At 65.3% G+C, this 21,859-nt stretch carries 18 protein-coding genes; 4 read left to right on the top strand and 14 right to left on the bottom strand.

Translation table 11 applies throughout. From position 1 onward, the window contains the following. Positions 1-72: 72 nt before the first annotated feature. From P8T11_RS01935 to P8T11_RS01925, 3 genes are all read right to left on the bottom strand, one after another. Positions 73-411 (bottom strand): P-II family nitrogen regulator, encoded by a 339-nt coding sequence (locus P8T11_RS01935; RefSeq protein WP_050449738.1) that lies wholly within the window; start codon positions 409-411, stop codon positions 73-75. A gap of 137 nt (positions 412-548) precedes the next feature. Beyond that, a complete protein-coding gene (locus tag P8T11_RS01930; RefSeq protein ID WP_268078588.1) occupies positions 549-2,612 on the bottom strand; it encodes an NAD(+) synthase in 2,064 nt (687 codons plus the stop codon). Between the two features lie 75 nt (positions 2,613-2,687). After that, on the bottom strand, positions 2,688-4,061 hold the full coding sequence (locus tag P8T11_RS01925; RefSeq protein ID WP_268078589.1) for a mechanosensitive ion channel family protein: 1,374 nt from the start codon (positions 4,059-4,061) through the stop codon (positions 2,688-2,690). Positions 4,062-4,221: 160 nt separating this feature from the next. Between P8T11_RS01925 and argH the strand changes: the two genes are divergently transcribed. After that, a complete protein-coding gene (argH, locus tag P8T11_RS01920; RefSeq protein ID WP_100855308.1) occupies positions 4,222-5,643 on the top strand; it encodes an argininosuccinate lyase in 1,422 nt (473 codons plus the stop codon). 117 nt (positions 5,644-5,760) lie between these two features. Here argH and P8T11_RS01915 read toward each other — a convergent pair whose 3' ends face one another. Then, positions 5,761-6,180 (bottom strand): type II toxin-antitoxin system HicB family antitoxin, encoded by a 420-nt coding sequence (locus P8T11_RS01915; protein WP_268078590.1) that lies wholly within the window; start codon positions 6,178-6,180, stop codon positions 5,761-5,763. Between the two features lie 437 nt (positions 6,181-6,617). Between P8T11_RS01915 and P8T11_RS01910 the strand changes: the two genes are divergently transcribed. Then, positions 6,618-8,657, top strand: a complete 2,040-nt coding sequence (locus tag P8T11_RS01910) for a PEP/pyruvate-binding domain-containing protein (RefSeq protein WP_268078591.1) — start codon at positions 6,618-6,620, stop codon at positions 8,655-8,657. Between the two features lie 55 nt (positions 8,658-8,712). On the opposite strand, the gene lpdA is transcribed toward P8T11_RS01910, so the two are convergent. The 6 genes from lpdA to cadR all read right to left on the bottom strand — a co-directional run bounded on the left by lpdA (position 8,713) and on the right by cadR (position 15,193). Beyond that, positions 8,713-10,116 carry a dihydrolipoyl dehydrogenase gene (gene lpdA, locus P8T11_RS01905; protein ID WP_268078592.1) on the bottom strand — a complete coding sequence of 468 codons (1,404 nt, stop codon included), beginning with the start codon at positions 10,114-10,116 and terminating at the stop codon, positions 8,713-8,715. A gap of 2 nt (positions 10,117-10,118) precedes the next feature. Continuing rightward, the gene (locus P8T11_RS01900) at positions 10,119-11,531 is read right to left on the bottom strand and encodes a dihydrolipoamide acetyltransferase family protein (protein WP_268078593.1); all 1,413 of its coding nucleotides are present in this window, start codon (positions 11,529-11,531) and stop codon (positions 10,119-10,121) included. A 1-nt stretch (position 11,532) separates the two neighbouring features. Continuing rightward, complete coding sequence (locus P8T11_RS01895; RefSeq protein ID WP_183015013.1) at positions 11,533-12,576, bottom strand: alpha-ketoacid dehydrogenase subunit beta; 1,044 nt, start codon at positions 12,574-12,576, stop codon at positions 11,533-11,535. A 2-nt stretch (positions 12,577-12,578) separates the two neighbouring features. After that, a complete protein-coding gene (locus P8T11_RS01890; protein WP_268078594.1) occupies positions 12,579-13,811 on the bottom strand; it encodes a 3-methyl-2-oxobutanoate dehydrogenase (2-methylpropanoyl-transferring) subunit alpha in 1,233 nt (410 codons plus the stop codon). A 251-nt stretch (positions 13,812-14,062) separates the two neighbouring features. Beyond that, positions 14,063-14,656 (bottom strand): nitroreductase family protein, encoded by a 594-nt coding sequence (locus P8T11_RS01885; protein WP_268078595.1) that lies wholly within the window; start codon positions 14,654-14,656, stop codon positions 14,063-14,065. A gap of 102 nt (positions 14,657-14,758) precedes the next feature. After that, a complete protein-coding gene (gene cadR, locus P8T11_RS01880; RefSeq protein ID WP_268078596.1) occupies positions 14,759-15,193 on the bottom strand; it encodes a Cd(II)/Pb(II)-responsive transcriptional regulator in 435 nt (144 codons plus the stop codon). Positions 15,194-15,296: 103 nt separating this feature from the next. On the opposite strand from cadR, the gene P8T11_RS01875 reads away from it, so the two are divergent. Then, positions 15,297-17,636 (top strand): heavy metal translocating P-type ATPase, encoded by a 2,340-nt coding sequence (locus tag P8T11_RS01875; protein WP_268078597.1) that lies wholly within the window; start codon positions 15,297-15,299, stop codon positions 17,634-17,636. 26 nt (positions 17,637-17,662) lie between these two features. On the opposite strand, the gene speG is transcribed toward P8T11_RS01875, so the two are convergent. Next, entirely contained in the window at positions 17,663-18,247 is a 585-nt protein-coding gene (gene speG, locus P8T11_RS01870; protein WP_006218930.1) for a spermidine N1-acetyltransferase, read from the bottom strand. A gap of 327 nt (positions 18,248-18,574) precedes the next feature. On the opposite strand from speG, the gene P8T11_RS01865 reads away from it, so the two are divergent. After that, on the top strand, positions 18,575-19,366 hold the full coding sequence (locus P8T11_RS01865; RefSeq protein WP_268078598.1) for an IclR family transcriptional regulator: 792 nt from the start codon (positions 18,575-18,577) through the stop codon (positions 19,364-19,366). A 32-nt stretch (positions 19,367-19,398) separates the two neighbouring features. Here P8T11_RS01865 and P8T11_RS01860 read toward each other — a convergent pair whose 3' ends face one another. Genes P8T11_RS01860 through P8T11_RS01850 form a run of 3 tightly spaced genes read right to left on the bottom strand, consistent with a single transcriptional unit; the run spans position 19,399 to position 21,832 of the window. After that, positions 19,399-20,163, bottom strand: coding sequence for a class II aldolase/adducin family protein (locus tag P8T11_RS01860; RefSeq protein ID WP_268078599.1), 765 nt, complete (start codon positions 20,161-20,163; stop codon positions 19,399-19,401). A gap of 27 nt (positions 20,164-20,190) precedes the next feature. Then, positions 20,191-20,832, bottom strand: coding sequence for an FMN-binding negative transcriptional regulator (locus P8T11_RS01855; protein ID WP_268078600.1), 642 nt, complete (start codon positions 20,830-20,832; stop codon positions 20,191-20,193). 16 nt (positions 20,833-20,848) lie between these two features. Beyond that, entirely contained in the window at positions 20,849-21,832 is a 984-nt protein-coding gene (locus tag P8T11_RS01850; RefSeq protein ID WP_277549486.1) for an alpha/beta hydrolase fold domain-containing protein, read from the bottom strand. Between the last annotated feature and the right edge of the window lie 27 nt (positions 21,833-21,859).

Raw genomic sequence — 21,859 nt, 5'->3', positions numbered from 1 at the left:
AAAGGCGCCCGCCCCGGTGATGGGGCGAGCGCCTTTGATGTTCAAGCGATGGCGCTCAACAGGCGGCGCGGATCACAGTGCTTCTTCGTCGGATTCGCCGGTGCGGATGCGGATGGCTTGTTCGACCGGGGACACGAAGATCTTGCCGTCGCCGATCTTGCCGGTGCGCGCGGCCTTGACCACGGCTTCGATGGCGGCTTCGACCTGGCTGTCGGGCAGCACGACTTCAACGCGGATCTTGGGCAGGAAGTCCACCACGTATTCCGCGCCCCGATAGAGTTCGGTGTGGCCTTTCTGGCGGCCGAAACCCTTGACCTCGGTCACGGTCAGGCCGCTGACGCCGACTTCGGCCAGCGCTTCGCGGACTTCGTCAAGCTTGAAGGGTTTGATGATGGCGGTGACTTGTTTCACGTTGGTCGTCCTGGGTTTTTGATGTGTTGCGGCGCCCTGCCCGCGCGGATTCGGCCGGCAAAACGCAATGGATAAGAGAATACCACCGGGGCCCGCGCCGCAAGCGAGGCGATTGCGGCATTGCGGGACAACCCCGATCAGCCCGGTGGCGCGGCGTCGGGAATGCGCTCGGCGTCGCGCATCCACACCACCGATTCCGAATCGCTGGGCGCGCGCCAGTCGCCGCGCGGCGACAGCGAACCGCCCGACCCCACCTTGGGCGAGTTCGGCACACAAGTGCGCTTGAACTGGGTCGTGCGGAAGAACCGGTCCAGGAATATCTTCAGGTTGCGCTTGATGGCGGCCAGGTCGTACTGGTTGCGCACCACGTGCCCGGCGTCAGGCCAGGCGCCAGCCTCGCGGTCGCGCCAGGCGGTAAATGCCAGGAACGCCACCTTGGTCGGGGCAAAGCCGTAGCGCAGCGTGTAGTACAGGTTGAAGTCCTGCAGTTCATAGGGGCCGATGGAGTCTTCGCTTTTCTGGACGGGCTTTTCGTCGCTGCCCGGCACCAATTCAGGGCTGACATCCGTGCCCAGCACGTCCAGCAGCACGGCCGCACCGTCCTCGCCCAGCCGGCCGGATTCGGCTACCCAGCGCACCAGGTGCGTGATCAGGGTCTTGGGCACGCTGGCGTTCACGCTGTAGTGCGACATGTGGTCGCCCACGCCATACGTGCACCAACCCAGTGCAAGTTCGCTGAGGTCGCCCGTGCCGATGACGATGGCGTTGCTGAAGTTGGCGATGCGAAACAGATGGTTGGTGCGTTCGCCGGCCTGCACGTTTTCGAACGTGATGTCGTAGACCGGCTGGCCGTCCGCATAGGGGTGGCCCAGGTCTTTCAGCATCTGCAGGCAACTGGGGCGGATGTCGACTTCGGACGCGGTGCAACCCACCACCGACATCAGCCGGCGCGCCTGTTGCAGCGTGCGGGAACTGGTGGCGAAGCCGGGCATCGTCACGGCCAGGATGTTGGACCGGGGCAGCCCCAGCGTATCCATGGCCTGCGCGCAGACCAGCAGCGCGTGGGTGGAATCCAGCCCGCCGGAAATGCCGATGACCACTTTCGACATCTTGCTGGCCGACAGGCGCTGGGCCAAGGCCTGCACCTGGATGCTGTAGACCTCTTTGCAGCGGGCGTCGCGGCGTTGCGGGTCGGCCGGCACATAGGGAAACCGCGCTACGCGCCGCTCAAGCGGCAGCTCGGCGTCGGCCAGCGGCGGGTTCACCGGCACCGCCACGGGGCGGAACTTGCGGACTTCGTCCTGGTGGCGCCGAACCGATTGGCCGAAGGTGGTCTGGCGCATGCGCTCGCGCGACAGACGTTCCAGGTCCACGTCCGAGAACAGCAGGTGCGAATGGTTCAAGAAGCGTTCGGATTCACCCAGCAGCTCGCCGTTTTCATAGATAAGCGCCTGGCCGTCCCAGGCCAGGTCGGTGGACGATTCGCCCCGGCCGGCCGACGTGTACATATAGGCGGACAGGCAGCGGGCCGACTGCTGCGCGACAAGCTGGTGGCGGTATTCCGACTTGCCCACGACGATGTTCGACGCGGACAAATTCACCAGCACGGTGGCGCCGGCCAGCGCCGCGAACGACGACGGGGGGATCGGCACCCAGACGTCTTCGCAGATTTCCACATGGAACTGGAACAGCGGCAGCTTTTCCATCTGGAACAACAGTTCGGCGCCAAAGGGCACGGTCTGGTCCAGCAGGCGGATGTCGGTGACAGGCGCGCAATCGGCGGCGCTGAATTGGCGCGCTTCGTAGAACTCGCCGTAGTTGGGCAGGTAGCTCTTGGGCACCACGCCCAGCACACGCCCGCCGGCGGCCACCACGGCGCAGTTGAACAATTGGTGCGACACGCGCAGCGGCGCGCCCACGATGACGGCAATATCCAGTTCGGCCGTGGCCGCCACCACCCGCGCCAGCGCTGCTTCGCATTCGTCCAGCAAGGCTTTCTGGTGGAAGAGATCGTCGCAGGTGTAGGCAGACAGGCCCAGTTCGGGAAACGCCACCAGCACGGCGCCGCCCTGGGCGGCCTGCTGGGCCAGTTCAATGGTCTGCGTGGCGTTGAAGGCCGGATCGGCGACACGGCATTCGGGTACGCCGACCGCCACCCGGGCGAAGCCGTGGGAATACAGGTTGAAGAACGGGTTCGACATCGGGTGATCGCCTGGGGTCAATGAAGACTAAGTTCCAACCGGCGGATTATCTCACGGCGCCTGGGGCTCCCCGGCCTAGGTGGGCATCTTGCCGTCGGTCAGGCCGCGCTCGGACACGCCGCCCGAGCCATCCGGCAAGGCTGGCGCCGGGCGGTCCCGGTCCCGGTCAGCCGCCAACGCGGCCTGGATGGCGCTTTCGCGCAGATGGCTGCCCATGGCGCCGAAGTCAGCCCCCGACGGCTGCTGGTACAGGCGCAGCCCCAGTTCCGGCAGCACCGCCAGCAGGTGGTCGAAGATATCGCCCTGGATACGTTCGTATTCCACCCAGGCGGTCACGGCCGTAAAGCAATAGACCTCGACCGGAATGCCGTCGGACGCGGGCTCCATCATGCGCACCATCATCGCCATGTCCTGGCGCACTTCCGGGTTCTGCTTCAGAAACGCCACGCCGTAGGCGCGGAAAGTGCCGATGTTGGTCAGCCGGCGGCGGTTGGCGGGCACGCTGGCCAATTCACCCATGGTCTGGTTGGCCTGGGCAATGTCTTGCGTCTTGGCCTGCAGATAGTCGTGCAGCAGGCGAAAGCGCATCAGGCGCTGGGATTCGTCGTCGGTCAGGAAGCGCACGCTGGTGGCATCGATGCGCAGCGTGCGCTTGATGCGCCGGCCGCCGGATTCGAACATGTGGCGGTAGTTGCGATAGCTTTCCGAGAACAGCTTGTAGGTGGGCACCGTGGTGACGGTGTTATCCCAGTTCTGCACCTTGACCGTGTGCAAGGCGATGTCCTTCACGAAACCATCCGCGTTGGACTGCGGCATTTCGATCCAGTCGCCGATGCGCAGCATGTCGTTGCTGGTCAGTTGCGTGCTGGCCACGAGCGACAGCAGCGTGTCCTTGAATACCAGCAACAGCACCGCCGACAAGGCGCCCAGGCCGGAAATCATCCACAACGGCGAGCGGTCGATCAGGATGGACAGCACCAGCACGGTGCATACCGCCGCCAGAATCAGCTTGCCGATCTGGATATAGCCCTTGATGGAGCGCGTTTGCGCCCGCGTGGTGGCGGAATAGGTGTCCTGCCAGGCGCTCAGCACGCCGGAGAACGCCACGAACACGCAGATCCAGGCGCCCGCATGGGCCAACCGGCCCACAATGGTCACGGCCTTTTCCGCGTGCGGCACCAGGTCGATGCCCATCGACACCACGGCGAACGGCACCGCGTACCACAGGTTCTGATACGCCCGGCGGCGTTGCAGCGCCTTGTCCCAGTCGCCCCGCCCGCTCAGCACCAGCACGCGGTGCGCCAGCAGCAGCACCACGCGCGCCACCACCCACTGCACGAACAGCGCGGTCAGCACCAGCACGCCCACACCCACCAGCGTCTGCGCCCAGGCCTCGTGCGGCATGTGCGCATCGAGCTGGGTTACCAGTTCTTCCCATTCCACGGGCATATCTCTTGGACTCGCTCTAAGTTCTTGAAACGACGACTTGAAACCAAGGCTGGATTATCCGACAAGTCGGGCGTTGGCGCGCTGTGGCACCCGGGAAATCAGGGCCGGGGCGGCCCCCGCGTGCGCCGGCTTGTCGGCAGGCCCTATAATTCCGCCCATCATGGCAAACACTCCCTCCCCCGATCAAAACCAGTTCGCCAACAAGGCGCAGGCCTGGTCCGCCCGGTTCTCGGAACCGGTATCCGAACTCGTCAAACGCTATACGGCGTCCGTGGATTTCGACAAGCGCCTGGCGCGCCACGACATCCAGGGCTCGCTCGCGCATGCGGACATGCTGGCCGCCCAAGGCATCATCGGCGCGCAAGACCTGGCCGACATCCAGCGCGGCATGACCCAGATTCTGTCTGAAATCGACGCTGGCAGCTTCCAATGGCTGCTGGATCTGGAAGACGTGCACCTGAACATCGAAAAGCGCCTGGTGGAACTGGTGGGCGACGCGGGCAAGCGCCTGCACACCGGCCGTTCGCGCAACGACCAGGTCGCCACCGACATCCGCCTGTGGCTGCGCGATGAAATCGACAACCTGCAAGATTTGCTGCGCCAACTGCGCCACGCCCTGGCCGCCGTGGCCCTGGAAAACGCCGGCACCATCATGCCGGGCTTCACCCATCTGCAAGTTGCCCAACCCGTTACCTTCGGCCACCACCTGCTGGCCTACGCCGAAATGTTCGGCCGCGACGCCGAGCGCCTGGCCGACTGCCGCCGCCGCGTGAACCGCCTGCCGCTGGGCGCCGCCGCGCTGGCTGGTACCTCGTTCCCCATCGACCGCGAGCGCGTCGCCAAGACGCTGGGCTTTGACGGCGTGTGCCGCAATTCGCTGGACGCCGTGTCCGACCGCGACTTCGCCATCGAATTCTGCGCCGCCGGCGCACTGATCATGACGCACGTGTCGCGCCTGTCCGAAGAGCTGGTGCTCTGGATGAGCCCGCGCGTGGGCTTCATCGACCTGGCCGACCGCTTCTGCACCGGCAGCTCGATCATGCCGCAAAAGAAAAACCCCGACGTGCCCGAACTTGCCCGTGGCAAGACCGGCCGCGTCAACGGCAACCTGGTCGCCCTGCTGACCCTGATGAAAGGCCAGCCCCTGGCCTACAACAAGGACAACCAGGAAGACAAGGAAGGCCTGTTCGACACCGTGGACACCGTGCGCGACACGCTGACCATCTTTGCCGACATGGCTGCCGGCATCAAGGTCAAGGCCGACAACATGCGCGCCGCCGCCCTGCAAGGCTTCGCCACCGCCACCGACCTGGCCGACTACCTGGTCAAGCGCGGCGTGCCCTTCCGCGACGCCCACGAAGTGGTGGCCCACGCCGTGCGCGACTGCGAACAGCGTGGCTGCGACCTGGCTGACCTGTCCACCGACGAACTCAAGGCCTATCACGCCCAGATCGGTGACGACGTCCACCAGGTGCTGACGCTGGAAGGCTCGGTTGCCGCCCGCAAGCACGTCGGCGGCACCGCCCCCGAGCGCGTGGCCGAAGAAGCCCAGCGCGTACTGGCGGAAACGGCCGAAGGCTGATTCCGGCTCAGGCTGGCTTGGTAAACCAAGTAAAGCAAGGCCCCCGACAGGGGGCCTTGTTGCGTCGGATGCAATGAACCCATAGAGGGCCTGGTACGGAATATCCGGGGGTAGTCGCTAGGCGATCGATACGTCCAGGCGACGGCCGAGCTTCTCCAGTGCCGCCTCCACCTGCTCGATCCGTGAAGAATGACGCAAGTTCAACAGACGATCGACCTGCGGCATATGAACCCCCAGGCGACGGGCCATCTCTGCTTTACGCACACCTTGCCGGATCATCTCGTTGGACAGGAACACTTTGCTCGTCACGACGGCAGGCAACGTCACGGAGTACCGTGTTGCCCGGTCAAGACTGGGCAGCGGGATGGGTCGGCGCTCGTCGAAGTAAATCTCCAGCGCGGCCTCAAGCGCCTCCAAGGCGTTAACGGCAGCGTCTTGCTCGTCATCCCCAACACTTGCCGCCTCCGGAAAGTCCGGGAACAACACCAACAACGTACCGTTGGTGTCGGGAGTGAGGGTATAGGGATAGGTCAGCACAATGGCCTCCTGATTGTCGAGAATCCCCGCAAAGGGTAGTGCTCCACCTTAGAAGACCATTTCAAAAATTTCGCCGCCGTCAGGTGAAAATCAGACCACGCGACGGCTTCCCTCACGTCCCTCGACGCAATTCCTTAGCCCCAAAAAAAACAGGGGCAGCTTTCGCTCCCCCTGCGTAAATGGCCCTACGAGAAACCGCCCCCCGTCCGCGCGTGCGAAAACGGGGGCTGGCGCTCGCGCCGCCGGCGCGGCTGATTGCCGAGACTGGATTACACGGGAATCGTCGTTGGGCGCGTATCACTGGAATTGGGTATTTTCGTTGCCCCTTTCAGCCTCGCATGGGCGACGCATGATTGGCCACATCTGGAAACACTCGCCTACAGGCCAAGGCGGGCGCTCCGATATCATCGCAACTCCTTGCGACCCGCCCCCATTTCATGCCGCTATCGCCTGCCTTACGCCGTGTTGGCCTGCCGCGCAGCCTGCGTGTTTGCCCGATCATCCTGAGCGCGTTCGGCCTGCTGCTTGTCGCCGGCAGTGGCTCCGAGGCCCTGGCGCAAACCGCCCGCAAACCTTCGCCCTACGAGAACGCCCGCCCCCTGCGCCCGGACGAACTCGCGACGCAATCGCAAGAAGGCGCGAAGCGTGGGGGACCGGCCTATCTAGGCCAGATCGGCACGCAGGCCGAATTCCAGCAACTGGCCCGCGTCTACAACGCCGGCACGCCGCTTGAGATTCCGCATGTGCTGTTCGTGATTGATCGCCAACGCGGTGACCGCATCTATTACGTCGATACGCCGCGCTATTCCCTGCACGAGAACTTTGCGCGCGCACACCGGCTGCTGCCGGGTTCGGACCGGGCCACGCTGATCGCGCAGTACAAGGACCCCAAGCGGCGGCTCTTGTTCGGCACCCTGAGCTGGCAGCGCGATCTGCCTGGCTACACCTACGAATTCTGGGAAGGCGACCAAGTCACGCCCGCGCTGCTGCGCCTGACCGAAGACAAACTACGCGCCACGTTCTACGAGCCCGTGCGTTTCAAGGCGAACTCCACGGCGCAAGAGCAGACGGCGCAAACCGCCGGGCTGGCCTTGGTGACGCAAGAGGCCTTGCTGCGCGAACAGACGTTCTTGCCGCTGAACACGGGCCATGCGCAGGGCCGCTTGCGTATCGTGAAGTCGGTGGATGACACGCCGGATCTGGCGCCCACCGATATCCTGGTGCTGGACGAAGTGCCCGTCGCCATCCCGCCCGTCGCGGGCCTGGTCACGCAGCGGCCATCCACGTTGCTGTCGCATGTGAACCTGCTGGCCAAGGGCTGGCGCATTCCCAACGCTTACGTGCGCGATGCCGTCGCGGCGCTGCGCAAGTATGACGGCCAGTGGGTGGAACTGACGGTCACCAGTAACGGCTATCAGGTGCAGCCCATTGCCAAGCCGGAAGCCAAACCCGAAGGCAAGCCCAACGACCTGCCCAAAGCCGCCGCCCTGCCGCTGCCCAAGCCCGACCTATCGGTGCGCGCGCTGAAACCGCTGACGGGGATGGCCACGCGCGACAGCCGGTACTGCGGGGTCAAGGCGGCCAACCTGGGCGCGCTTAAATCGGCGCTGCCGCCGCTGGCCAGCGTGCCGGACGGCTTCTGCATTCCGTTTGCCCAGTACGCGGCATTCATGAAGCAGTTGGGCATCCCGCAACGTATCGCCGCGCTGGAACAACGGCCCGACTTCGCCCGTGACGCCAACGTGCGCCGCGCCGAACTGGCCGCCTTGCGCCAGGACATCATCACCGCCCCGCCCGACGCCGCGCTGCTTGCTGCCTGGCGCGAACGCTGGCAACAGCAGTTGAAGGGACGCGGCGTCTTCGTGCGCAGCTCATCCAATTCCGAAGACCTGCCCGGCTTCAGCGGCGCGGGTCTTTACACCACCGTGCCCAACGTGACGCAGGCCAATGCCTTGGCGCAAGCCGTGCAGACGGTGTGGGCGTCGGTCTATAACTTTGAAGCCTACGAGGCGCGGCGCGCGGCCGGCATCGGCCAGGATGGCGTGGTAATGGCGGTGCTGGTGCAGCAGGCGGCGGCATCGGACAGTTCGGGCGTGATGATCACGCGCGATCCCTTTGATGCGTCGCGCCGCTACGTCACGTACATTTCCGCCAAGCGCGGGCTGGGCATCAAGGTGGTGGAAGGCAAGCGCCAGGCAGAGCAACTGATGTATTCCACCTGGTCCAAGGCGGTGCAGGTGCTGAGTCGTTCCGCCGAGGACACGCAGTTGGTGGCGGACGCGGCAGGCGGCGTGCGCGAAGTGCCGATCGAAGGATCAAGACAAGTACTGAACGATGCGCTCGTCGCGCGGCTGGCCGCCGTGGGCAACCAGATCAAGCTGCGGTTGGGCAATGTGGATCAGGATATCGAATGGGCCGTGCAGGGCGACCACATCATCGTCTTGCAGGCCCGGCCGTATATCGACGGCAGCCGGTAGCGGCACTTGCCGCCACCGGCTGATCATCGATCAGCATCAATCTACACACGACGAATCAAATGTGCAGCGCGTGGCCCAGCGCCTTGAGCGCCGCTTCCTGCACCGCTTCGCCCAAGGTCGGATGCGCATGGATGGTGCCCGCCACGTCTTCCAGCGTGGCGCCCATTTCCAGTGATTGGCCAAAGGCCGTCGATAGCTCCGACACCCCGCGCCCCACCGCCTGCCACCCCACGATCAGATGGTTGTCGCGCCTGGCCACCACGCGGACAAAGCCGTCGGTGGATTCCAGCGTCATGGCACGGCCGTTCGCCGCAAACGGGAACGATGCCGCCAGGCAGTCCAACCCGGCTGCTTCCGCGTCCGACGGCGACAAGCCCGCCACCACGACTTCCGGGTCGGTAAAGCACACAGCGGGAATCGCCGCGGGCTGGAAGTGACGACGCTTGCCCGCCACCAGTTCCGCCACCATCTCGCCCTGCGCCATGGCGCGGTGCGCCAGCATCGGTTCACCAGCAATGTCGCCAATGGCCCAGACGTCGCGCATCGACGTGCGGCATTGGTCGTCGATGCGCAGCGCGTTGCCCTTGCGATCCAGTTGCAGGCTTTCCAGCCCCCAGCCCTGCGTGCGCGGACGGCGGCCCACGGCGATCAGCACGCGGTCGGCCGGCAACAGCGTTTCGGCGCCGGATGCGTCCTGGATACGCACCGCGTTGCCCGCCGCGTTCAAGCCCAGGACTTTGCGGTTCAGGTGCAGGGCCACGCCCATCTTCGCCAGCGCGGCGGCCACGGGCTTGGTCAGTTCGGCGTCGTAGGTTGGCAGGATGCGGTCCTGCGCTTCCACCACGGCGACTTCCGCGCCCAGCTTGCGGTACACGGTGCCCAGTTCCAGCCCGATGTAGCCGCCGCCCACCACCACCAACTGCTTGGGGATGGACGTGGGCGACAAGGCCTCGGTGGATGACTCCACGATGCCGCCGAACGGCATCGACACCAGCGGCGTGGGTTCAGACCCGGCCGCCAGCAACAGGTGTTCGCATTGGATGCGCAGCGTGCCGCCATCGGCGGTGGTGACTTCGGCGGTCTTGCCGTCCAGCAGATGCGCCCAGCCCTGCACCACTTGCACGCCGTTCTTCTTCAACAGCGCGCCGACGCCACCCGTCAGCTTGCCGACAATGCCGTCTTTCCAGGACACGGTCCGCGCGATGTCGATGGCGGGAGCGGACACTGAAATACCCAGCGGGGATTCCCCCGCATAGTGCCGCGCCTTGTCGAATTCCTCAGCGGCGTGGATCAGCGCCTTGGACGGGATGCAGCCGATGTTCAGGCAGGTGCCGCCCAGTTGCGCGCCTTCAACCAGCAGGGTCGGCACGCCCAATTGCCCGGCGCGGATGGCGGCCACGTAGCCGCCGGGGCCGCCGCCGATCACCAGCAAGGTCGTTGTCTTTGTGATCTGGCTCATGCTTACTCCACGAAAAGCAGCGCGGGTTGTTCCAGCAGCGCGCGCACCGCCTGGATGAAGCGCGCCGCGTCCATGCCGTCCACCACGCGGTGGTCAAACGACGACGACAGGTTCATCAGCTTGCGCGCCACCACGGCGCCGTTGCGGAACGCCGGCCGCTCAACGATGCGGTTCACGCCCACGATGCCGACCTCGGGGTGGTTGATCACCGGCGTGGTGACGATGCCGCCCAAGGGACCCAGGCTGGTGATGGTGATGGTGGAACCGGACAGCTCGTCGCGCCCGGCCGTGCCGCTGCGCACCGCTTGCGCCAGGCGCCCGATCTCGGCCGCCATGGACCAGAGATCGCGCGCTTCGGCGTGGCGCATCACCGGCACCATCAGGCCGCCCTCGCTTTGCGTGGCGATGCCGATGTGTACGGCGCCAAAGCGCGTCACCACGCCGCCTTCATCGTCATAACGCGCATTGATCTGCGGAAAATCCCGCAGCGCCACCACCATGGCGCGCGCCAGGAGCGGCAGCAAGGTCAGCTTGCCCCGCGACTCGCCCCATTTCTGGTTCAGTTGCACGCGCAGGTCTTCCAGTTCGGTCACGTCGATTTCCTCGACGTAGCTGAAGTGGGGAATGCGGCGCTTGGACTCGGCCATTTTCTGCGCGATCTTGCGGCGCAGGCCGATGACGGGTACCACGTCCTGATCGTGACGTTCCACATATGCCGACCCGCCGCGCGCGGCCTGGCCCGAGCCTTGCGATTGCAGATAGGCGTCCAGGTCTTCGTGCATGACCCGGCCGGCCGGACCGCTGCCGGCAACAAAGCGCAGTTCGATGCCCAGGTCCCAGGCGCGCTTGCGCACGGCGGGCGAGGCCAAGGGCTTGTCTCCCGGTTGGCGCGGCACGGCGGGCGTGGTGGAGGATGCGGATGAGGACCGCGCGGGTTGTTGCCTCGGTGGTTGATCGGCCTGTTGATTGCCTTTTTGCTGGGCCGGCGCGGAGGCCGACGCAGCCGTCGGCGACATCGATGCCGCGATCTGGCCGGCGATGCCGCCCGCCTTCGCGCCCGCTTCGCCTTGCGCGGAGGCGGACGCGGACGCGGGCGCGTCGCCGCCTGCCGGCTTGCCCGCTTCCGATGCCGCCTTCTGCGGCGCGCCCGACCCGGGGCGCACATTGCCCTCGCCTTCCACTTCCAGGCGGATCAATTCCCCGCCCACGGCCATGACCTGGCCCACGTCGCCGCCCAGCGCAATCACCTTGCCGACCACCGGCGACGGAATTTCCACCGTGGCCTTGTCGGTCATCACATCGGCCAGCGGCTGGTCTTCGGCAACCGTGTCGCCGACCTTTACATGCCAGCCCACCAGTTCGACCTCGGCAATGCCTTCGCCGATGTCGGGCATCTTGATGATATGGATCCCCATGTCACACCTCCATCGCGCGTTTAAACGCTTCGCCAACCCGGCGCGGGCCGGGGAAGTACGCCCATTCCTGCGCATGCGGGTAGGGAGTGTCCCAACCGGTCACGCGCTCGACAGGCGCCTCCAGGTGATGGAAGCAATGCTCTTGCACCAACGAAATCAGTTCCGCGCCGTACCCGCAGGTGCGCGTGGCTTCGTGCACCACCACGCAGCGGCCGGTCTTCTTCACGGAATTCACGATGGTTTCCAGATCCAGCGGCCACAGGCTGCGCAGGTCGATGACTTCGGCGTCAATGCCGGTCTCTTCGGCGGCGGTCAAGGACACATACACCGTGGTGCCGTAGGTCAGCACCGTCAGCGCATTGCCCGGCCGCACGATGGCGGCGGAGTCCAGCGGCACCGTGTAGTAACCGGTGGGCACCACACTGCCGGGGCGACCCGTCCACGGCGTGACGGGGCGATCATGGTGGCCGTCAAACGGGCCGTTGTAGAGTCGCTTGGGCTCCAGGAAGATCACCGGGTCATCGTTTTCGATGGACGCAATCAAGAGGCCCTTGGCGTCGTAGGGGTTGGACGGCATCACCGTGCGCAGCCCGCAGACCTGCGTGAACATGGCCTCGGGGCTTTGGCTGTGCGTCTGTCCGCCGTAGATGCCGCCGCCGCAGGGCATGCGGATCGTCATCGGGGCGATGAATTCGCCCACCGAGCGATAGCGCAAGCGCGCGGCCTCGGACACGATCTGGTCAGAGGCCGGATAGAAATAATCCGCAAACTGGATTTCGCAAACGGGGCGCAGGCCGTAGGCGCCCATGCCCACCGCCACGCCCACGATGCCGCCTTCGGAGATCGGCGTGTCGAACACGCGCGAGCTGCCGTACTTGGTTTGCAGGCCTTCCGTGCACCGGAACACGCCGCCGAAATAGCCGACGTCTTGTCCGAACACCACCACATTGTTGTCACGCTCCAGCATCACATCCATGGCCGAGCGCAAAGCCTGGATCATGGTCATCGGCGCCGAGGCCGGACCAGCGTTGTTATCAATTGCCATGGTCAGACTCCGAGCTGCTGGCGCTGCCGGCGCAGATGCTCCGGCATGTCCTTGTAGACGTCTTCAAAGATGCTGGCGGCGCTGGGGACGTGGCCGTCCACCAGGGTGCCGTAGCTTTCCGCTTCCTTTTGGGCGGCGACGATCTCGGCGTCGAGTTCGGCGCGCACGGCGTCGTGCTCGGCGTCGGACCAGATACCCAGGCCGATCAGGTGCTTCTTGAAGCGCTCGATCGGGTCGCCCAGCGGAAAGTGCGCCCAGTCATCGCCGGGGCGGTACTTGGAAGGATCATCGGACGTGGAGTGCGGACCGGCTCGGTACGTGACCCATTCGATCAGGGTCGGGCCCAGGTTGCGGCGGGCGCGCTCGGCGGCCCAGCGCGAGGCGGAATACACCGCCAGGAAATCGTTGCCATCCACGCGCAGCGACGCAATGCCGCAGCCCACGCCACGGCCCGCGAAGGTAGCGCCTTCACCGCCGGCAATCGCCTGGAAGGTGGAGATGGCCCACTGGTTGTTGACCACGTTCAGGATGACCGGCGCGCGGTAGACGTGCGCGAAGGTCAGCGCGGTATGGAAGTCGGCCTCGGCGGTGGCGCCGTCGCCGATCCAGGCCGATGCAATGCGCGTATCGCCCTTGATGGCCGAGGCCATCGCCCAGCCCACCGCCTGGATGAACTGCGTGGCCAGGTTGCCGGAAATCGTGAAGAAGCCGTTGGGGCGGTCGGAATACATGACCGGCAACTGGCGGCCCTTGAGCGGGTCGCGCTCGTTGGACATGAGCTGGCACATCATCGTCACCAGCGACACATCGCGCGACAGCAGAAGGCTTTGCTGGCGATAGGTCGGGAAACACATATCGCCCTGTTCCAGCGCCAGCGCATGGGCGGAGCCGATGGCTTCCTCGCCCAGGCTTTGCATGTAGAACGAAATCTTCTTCTTGCGCTGCGCGGTCAGCATGCGCCCGTCGAAGATGCGCGTTTTCAGCATGGCCCGCATGCCGGCACGAAGCTGATCGTTGCTGATCTCGGGCGCCCATGGCCCCACCGCGCGGCCGTCGTCGTCGATCACGCGGACCAGGCTGTACGCCAGGGCGCCGGTATCAACCGCGGCAACATCAATGGGGGGTTTGGGCACCTCGCCGGGCGGCGAGAGATGCAGATAGGAAAAGTCGGTCTTGCAACCCGGACGCCCCGTGGGCTCGGGGACGTGCAACTTCAACGGCCCATATTGGCTCATGTATTGTCTCCACGCTTGATCGTGTCACGCGTTTTCTTCCTACCAAGACATTGCCAAGAGCGTGTGACCCCGGGCGCTGCCATCGTCGGCCCGCGCATAGGGATAAATATGCGTGGCCGTCGACGAGATTAGCACAGGGGACAGGGGCGTTGAGAGGGCCAAAACGGCTTGCCGGCCCGTGTTGCACTAGGGGTTTTCCACGGTTTACCCAGGGCGATTCAGAGTGGCATATCGCGTGCGCGGCGATGCGTTCAGACCGGCCCGGTCCACTCCGTGACGAACTCGCGGAAGTCGGGGCGCTTGGCGGGCGGCACGGCGCAACCCGGCGTGCCGATGGCCAGATAACCCAGGAAGCGGTAGTCCAGCGAATCCAGCCCCAGGGCGTTCTGCACGTCTTCCACATAGGTGCCGACGCCGGTGCTCCAGAACGCGGCGTAGCCCAGCATGTGGGTGGCGTTCAGGATGTTCATGACGGCGCAGCCGGTGGCCAGCAACTGTTCATGCTCGGGGATCTTGGTGTTGTCGTGCGCGATTTTCTGCGCCACGCCGATGAACAGCGGCACGCCGGCCATCCATTCGCGTACCGACTTTTCTTTTTCGGGCGTCATGCGAGGGTCGCCGCTGCGCTTGACCGCGTCCAGCGCCACGTCCGCCAGCTTGGCGATGGCCTCGCCCTGGATCACGACAAAGCGCCACGGGCGCAGCGCGCCGTGGTCGGGGGCCGACATGGCGGCTTGCAGGATCAGTTCAAGTTCTTGGGGCTTGGGCGCGGGGCCGCGCAGGAATTTGGTGGAACGGCGGGTGGTCAGCGCGTGCAACGGGGTGGCGGTGGTGGAGTCGGTCATTGATTCAGGCGCAAAGGTAAAAGAGACAGATTCTCATATTAAGCGATGGCCCTGGCCGGGGCGGGTATCCCCCGGCCCCTGGCAAGGGCATCGCCAAGGGGCTCAGCCCAGGTGCGTGTGCCGCTCCTGGCGCTCTTCGACCTGCATTTCAGACAGGCCATGCAAGATGCCGCAATTTTCCGCATCGGGCTGCGCCGAGAGACAGCGCTGCCGCAATTCGGTCAGTTGGGTCTTTAACTGCATCAGTTCGGCGATGCGTTCATCCACGTGCGAGATGTGTTCGTCGAACAGTTCGTTAATGGGGCCGCAACCCGTGTGATGGTTGTCGGCCAGGGACAGGATGGCGCGGATTTCGTCCTGCGTCATGTCCAGCGCCCGGCAGTTGCGGATCAGGCGCAACCGTTCCAGATGGGCTTGCCCGTAGCTGCGGTAGTTGTTCAGGCCCCTGTCCGGCGCGGGCAGCAACCCTTCTTTCTCGTAGTAGCGCACGGTTTCGACCGTGGTGCCGGCCGCCGTGGCCAATTCGCCAATTCGCATCACGCCTCCTGGGATCGCATCCGAATGAGTGGTTTTTGGGGGTTGACCCTATAGTAACTCCAAGGTGTGGAATGGCGACATCCGTTTCAACAAGGCCAGAACCATGTCATTCCCGCCGGTCAAATCCCACGATCGTCCCTCCGCAGAGCATGCCCACGCCGGCTGCGGTGGCCATGAGCATGCGCATGACACGAAGGGGCACGGCCACGATCACGATCACAGCCACAACCACGCGGCATCCACCTGCTGCGGGCACGACCACGGCACGCCCGCCTACGCGGCGGCGGCCGCCGATGCGTCCACGCTTAGCGCCGGCCCCGGCCAGGCGCTGGCGCGTCTGCGTATCGGGCAGATGGACTGCCCGACCGAAGAAACGCTGATCCGCAAAAAACTGGACGGCCTGGACGGCGTGCATGCCCTGGACTTCAACCTGATGCAGCGCGTGCTGACCGTGGTGCACGCCGAAGGGGCGCTGGACCGCATCATGGCCGCCATCAAGTCCCTGGACATGACGCCCGAACCCTTGGCCGAAGGCAGCGCGGGCACGCCCGCCCCCGCCGCCACGCCGGTGAACTGGTGGCAGATCGGCGGGGCCGGCGTGCTGGCCGCGCTGTCCGAGTTTTCGCACTTTGCGGGCTGGCATTGGGGCGTGACCGCGGCGTTGGCGCTGGCCGCCATCCTGGCTTGCGGCATCAGCACCTACCGCAAGGGCTGGATCGCCGTGCGCAACGGCAACCTGAACATCAACGCATTGATGAGCATCGCCGTCACCGGCGCGGTGCTGATCGGGCAGTGGCCCGAGGCCGCCATGGTGATGTTCCTGTTCAACGTGGCAGAGCTGATCGAAGCACGCTCCCTGGACCGTGCGCGCAATGCCGTGCGTGGCCTGCTGGACCTGGCGCCGGAAACGGCCACCGTAAGGCAGGCAGACGGCGCTTGGCTGCCGGTGCCGGCCGCGCAATTGAACGTGGGCGACGTGGTGCGCGTGCGCCCAGGTGAACGCATCGCTGCCGACGGCATCATCGTCAGCGGTAGCTCTACCGTGGACCAATCCCCCATCACCGGCGAAAGCCTGCCCGTGGAAAAAGCGCAGGACGACCCCGTCTACGCGGCCACCGTGAACGCCGCGGGTTCCTTCGAATACCGCGTTACCGCCGCCGCCGGCAACACCACGCTGGCCCGTATCATCCATGCAGTCGAGCAGGCGCAAGGCGCGCGCGCCCCCACGCAACGTTTCATTGACCGCTTCTCGCGCATCTACACGCCCGCCGTGGTGGCGGTGGCGCTGCTGGTGGCCACGGTTCCGCCGCTGCTCTGGGGTCAACCCTGGTTCGACGCCATCTACCGCGCCCTGGCGCTGCTGATCATCGCCTGCCCTTGCGCGCTGGTCATTTCCACGCCGGTCAGCATCGTCAGCGGCCTGACCGCCGCGTCGCGCCGGGGCATCCTGATCAAGGGCGGCGTTTATCTGGAAGAAGGCCGCAACCTGAAGTGGCTGGCGCTGGACAAGACCGGCACCCTGACCCAAGGCAAACCGGTGCAGACCGACCTGGAAGCGTGGGACGTGTCCGACTCCGCCCGCCATCCCGCCACGCTGATCGCGGCCAGCCTGGCCGCCCGCTCGGACCACCCGGTATCGCTGGCCATCGCCAACGCCGCGCGCGAGGCCGGCAGCACCTTGCTGGATGTCGATGCCTTCACCGCCCTGCCCGGCCGGGGTGTCAGCGCGCGCGTCGACGGCGTGACGTTCCAGTTGGGCAACCGCCGCCTGATGCGCGATGCGGGCGTATCCAGCCCGAAGCTGGAAACGCGCATGGATGAGTTGGAACGCCAAGGCAAGAGCGCCATCGCGCTGACCGACGGCACCCACGTGTTGGCGCTGGCCGCCGTGGCCGATACGGTCAAGCCCACCAGCGCCGCCGCCATCGCCGACCTGCATGCCTTGGGCGTGCGCACGCTGATGCTGACGGGCGACAACACGCCCACCGCCGAAGCCATTGCGCGGCAAGTGGGCATTGACGAAGCGCGGGGGGATCAGTTGCCGGAAGACAAGCTGGCCGCCATTGAAAGCAAGCTGGCGGCCAATGTGGGAGGCGACGGCAAGGTGGGCATGGTGGGCGACGGCATCAACGACGCACCTGCGCTGGCGCGCGCCGACATCGGTTTTGCGATGGGCGCGGCCGGCACCGGCACGGCGATCGAAACAGCGGACGTTGCCCTGATGGACGACGACCTGCGCAAGATCGGCACGTTCCTGCGCTTGTCGCGCGCCACCCATCGCGTGCTGATCCAGAACATTGTGCTGGCGCTGGGCATCAAGGTAGTGTTCCTGGCGCTTGCCATGACCGGCAATGCGACCTTGTGGATGGCGGTGTTTGCCGATGTGGGCGCCAGCTTGCTGGTGGTGGCCAACGGCCTGCGGCTGCTGCGCGCGGCGGATTGAGCCGCGTAGCAGTTCCGCCCCGGGCCTTAGCCCGTCTGTTCTTCTTGCGGCCAGTCGCGCAATACAGGCGCGTCCGGGGCGCCGGGGCCGACGTCGCGCAGGTGCTCGTGCTGCAGCAAGGCCATGCGGTAGGCGTCGCGATAGGCGCCGTTGGAGAAGAATTCTTCCTTCATCAGCCCTTCGATCTGGAAGCCGCAGCGTTCGTACACGTGCACGGCCGCGGTGTTGTCCTTGTCCACCACCAGGTAGACCTTGTGCATGTTCAGCACGCGGAACGCATAGCCCACCGCGATGCGGGTGGCGGCCTTGGCGTAGCCCCGGCCTTGGTAGCTGGGGGCAATGATGATCTGGAATTCGGCACGGCGATGGATGTAGTCGATTTCAACCAGTTCCACCAGGCCGGCGGGTTGACCGGTATCGTGCTCGATGATGAAGCGCCGTTCGTTTTGATCATGCAAGTGGCGATCATAAAGAGCGACCAGTTCGTCGTAGGCCTCGTAAGGCTCTTCGAACCAATAACGCATGATGACGTCGTTGTTGTTGATCTTGTGCACAAAGTGCAGGTCGCCGCGCTCCAGGGGGCGAATTTTGATATCGGATATGACCGACATAGAAACCTCCGAAAGTGCGGCCATTGTATTCCTATTGGCCCCGAAACGCCCGTTTCATGGGAATTTCAGAAATTTCTTGTTTGTTCATGCGGCTTTCAAGACATTTATGCCTTGAAAGCATTGTCATTGCTGGCTTTGAATATCAAGAATTTCTCAAAATCGCAGTGAATGAAGCAGCCAAGCCACCGCAAAAACAGCTTCGTCGGCGCGTTGGAAAGCAGCAGCGTTGCAGCGCCCCACCGCCGGCCCAGGTATCTCTAGGAAATACTTCCGAATCTTTATACAATTCTCGAAATCCGCCCGACGCTGACCTTTCCGCGATCCATCATGAGCCGTCCCGACCCTCTATTCGTGCAATCCCTGGCCAAGGGTTTCGAGCTGCTGGAGGCCTTTGCCCAGCGGCCGTCCACGCTCAGCATGAACGAGCTCATGGAAATCACCGGCTTTGACCGCAGCACCACTCAGCGCATGACGCATACGCTGGTGACGCTGGGCTACCTGGAACGCGGCGCGGGCGGCAAGGGCTACACGCCCGGCAAGAAAATCCTGCAACGCAGTTTCGACTACATGCGCAGCGTACCGCTCCTGGAACGCGCCACGCCACTGATCGCCGAAATGCAGCGCGAAACCAGCGAAAGGGTCGAACTGAGCCTGTTCAACGACCTCTACATCATTTTCGCGCTGCGCCGCCAGACCAAGCGCCAGACCTTCAGCAGCACGCTCGCCGGACGCGCCCTGCCCATGGTGCAAACCGCGGGCGGCCGCGCCATCATGTCGCACCTGCCTGATGAAGAAGTTGAAGACATCCTCACGCGGTCCATCGACATGCCGCGCGCCACCATCCCCACCACGCCCAAGACCAACAACGACCCCGACCGCATCCGCGCCTTGGTCGTCCAGGCGCGCCAGGACGGCTACGCCACGGCCATCGAAGAAAGCCTGCTGGGCGAACTGAACCTGGCCACCGCCATCCTGGACCACCGCCACCGCCCGGTCGCGGCCATCCAGATTGCGGGGCTGGTATCCGAATGGGACTCGCCCGAAGCCTTCGCGCGGCGCTATTCCCCCCTGCTGATGACCGCTGCACGCGCGCTGAGCGGCAAGGTCGGCATGTCCTGATCGGCGGGGCCGGCCAGCGCCGGCGCCGCCGATCAGGCGGGAATGGAAGAAGCTCCCGCCGCTGTCTCCAGGCCGGGTTCCAGCAGCCGACGGGCCGCTGTCCAGACACGTTGTGTGTAGATCGGGGCGTTTGGCCGTTCGTATTGACCCGCGGTGCGTTCACACACCGCCTCGGACGGAAACACCAGCGGCACGCCGGCCGCCTGCGCCTTGACCTGCGCCTGGCAGGCGCGTTCCAGGTAATAGATATTGACGAAGGCCTCGGCCACCGACGACCCCGCGGCCAGCAGGCCGTGGTTGCGCAGGATCATGGCCTTGTGCTGGCCCAGGCTGGCCACCAGGCTTTCGCGTTCTTCCAGGTCCAGCGCAATGCCCTGGTAGTCGTGATAGCCCAGCCGCTTGTAGAAGCGCAGCGCGTGCTGGGTAATGGGCAACAGCCCGTCGCGCTGGCAGGCCACGGCGATGCCGTCGGCCGTGTGCGTGTGCACCACGCAAGCCAGGTCGTGGCGGGCGGCGTGCACCGCCGAATGGATGGTGAAGCCCGCCGCGTTGACCACCTGGCTTTCGGCGTCGCCCGGGTCCACCGGGTTGCCGTCCAGGTCGATCTTCACCAGATCTTGCGGACGCATTTCGTGAAACAGCACGCCGTAGCGATTGATCAGGAAATGATGCTTGTCGCCTGGCACCCGTGCGCTGATGTGGGTGTCGATCAGGTCCGTCATGCGGAAATGCGCGATCAGGCGGTACAGCGCCGCCAATTCTTCACGCACTTGTGCTTCGCTTGCTTCTTGAATCATGGGTAAGGCTCCGGTTGCGATCAAGGTTCACGCCTCCGCCTGGCCGGCCAGATCAAGCTGGGCACGGATCAAGCGCGCGATGGCCAAGCCGCCAGTGTCGCCCAAACGCTCCAGTTCGCGTACCACCCCCAGGCGGTCCTGCACCGATTTATCCTGATTCAGCTTCATTTTTCCTTCCAGCGTGGCAATAGGGATCTCCAGCGCGGCAATGGCCTTCAGGCGCGGAGCGGTCAGCGTTTCGGGCATGGCGGGAAACGTCCACCCGCCGCCCAAGGGCGTGTCGTAATGCGCAACGGTGGCGGACAGCACGGCGCGGATGGACTCAGGCTCCTGGATCAAGCGCGGAGTGCCGCGCGCGTGCACCGCCGTGTAGTTCCATGTGGGAAACGTCTGCTGGTTCACATACCAGCTAGGTGATATGAAGGCATGCGGTCCCTGGAACAGCACAAGCGCCCGCGCGCCCGCCTCCAGGTCGCGCCATTGCGGATTGGCGCGCGCCAAATGCGTGACCAGCGTGCCGTGTCCGCCGTCTTCGCGCAGCAGAAACGGCAGGTGCGTGGCCTGGGCGCCGTCCGCGCCCACGGTTACCAGTGTGGCGAAACTATGCGCCCGCATGAAGGCATGCAGTGTGCGCGTGTCGTTTTCGGCGTAGGCCGGCGGGGTGTACATGGCGGGCGGCCTCCGGTTACGCAGCCTTGGCGTGCAACCAGCGCGCCGTATCGTCGAAGGCCTCGCCCGCCACAGCCGCGATCGACACCGCTTCCAGGAAGCTGTGCGCCGTACCGGGATAGACCTTGGCAGCCACGTCCACGCCGGCTTCGCGCAGCTTGCGTTCCAGTTCGATGCTGTCGTCGTGCAGCGGATCGCATTCGGTCACGACCAGCCAGGCGGGCGGCAGGCCCGTCACGTCGGCGCGCAGGATGTCCACGCGCGGATCGAAGAAGTCCTTGCCGTGGCGGATGTGCATGCCCCGGAACCAGATCATCATGTGCAGCGACAGGCCGTAGTCGCCCGCGCCGTAGCGCACCACCGAATTGCGGAACAGGTTGCTGCCAAAGCCGCCGTAGTTCAGCACCAGGCCCTTGAGCAGCGGCTGGCTCTCATCGCGCAGGGTCAGCGCCGTGCCCATGGACAGGTTGGCGCCGGCGGAGTCACCGCCCAGGAAGAGTTGGCTGGCGTCGATGTCCAGCGCCTGGCCGGACGCCGCCACCCAGCGCACCACGTCCACGCACTCTTCCAGCGGCTGCGGGAACTTGGCTTCGGGCGCGCGGGTGTAGTCCACGCCGATCACCACCACGCCGGTGCGTTGGGCGTATTCGCGCATGACGCGGTCATGGGTATCGATGCTGAACAGCACGAAGCCGCCGCCGTGGATGTAGATGAAGGCGCCGGGCAAGCGGCGTTCGGCCGGGTAGTAGACGCGCACGCGCACGTCGCCATGGCGGGTGGCAACCTGATGTTCCACGGTGCGGGCCATTTCCGGGCCGCCTTGCGCCCAGGGCAGGCGCACTTTCTCGGCGTTGGCGCGGCCCTGCTCGATCGACAAGGTATCGCGGCGCGGGTACTGCGATGCGTCGGCCGCCATGCGGCGCAGGAATTCAGCAATCTGCGGGTCCAGGGGCGCGGGGGTGCCGGTGGGAATGGTGAACGCGGGGTCGTCGAAATACATGGTGTGTCTCGTTGAAGGGAGTTCGGG

It is taken from the genome of Achromobacter spanius (genome assembly GCF_029637605.1).
GTDB lineage: Bacteria > Pseudomonadota > Gammaproteobacteria > Burkholderiales > Burkholderiaceae_B > Achromobacter > Achromobacter spanius_E.
The sequence above is the reverse complement of the archived record's forward strand: the minus strand, read 5'-3'. Positions and strand labels throughout refer to the sequence as shown.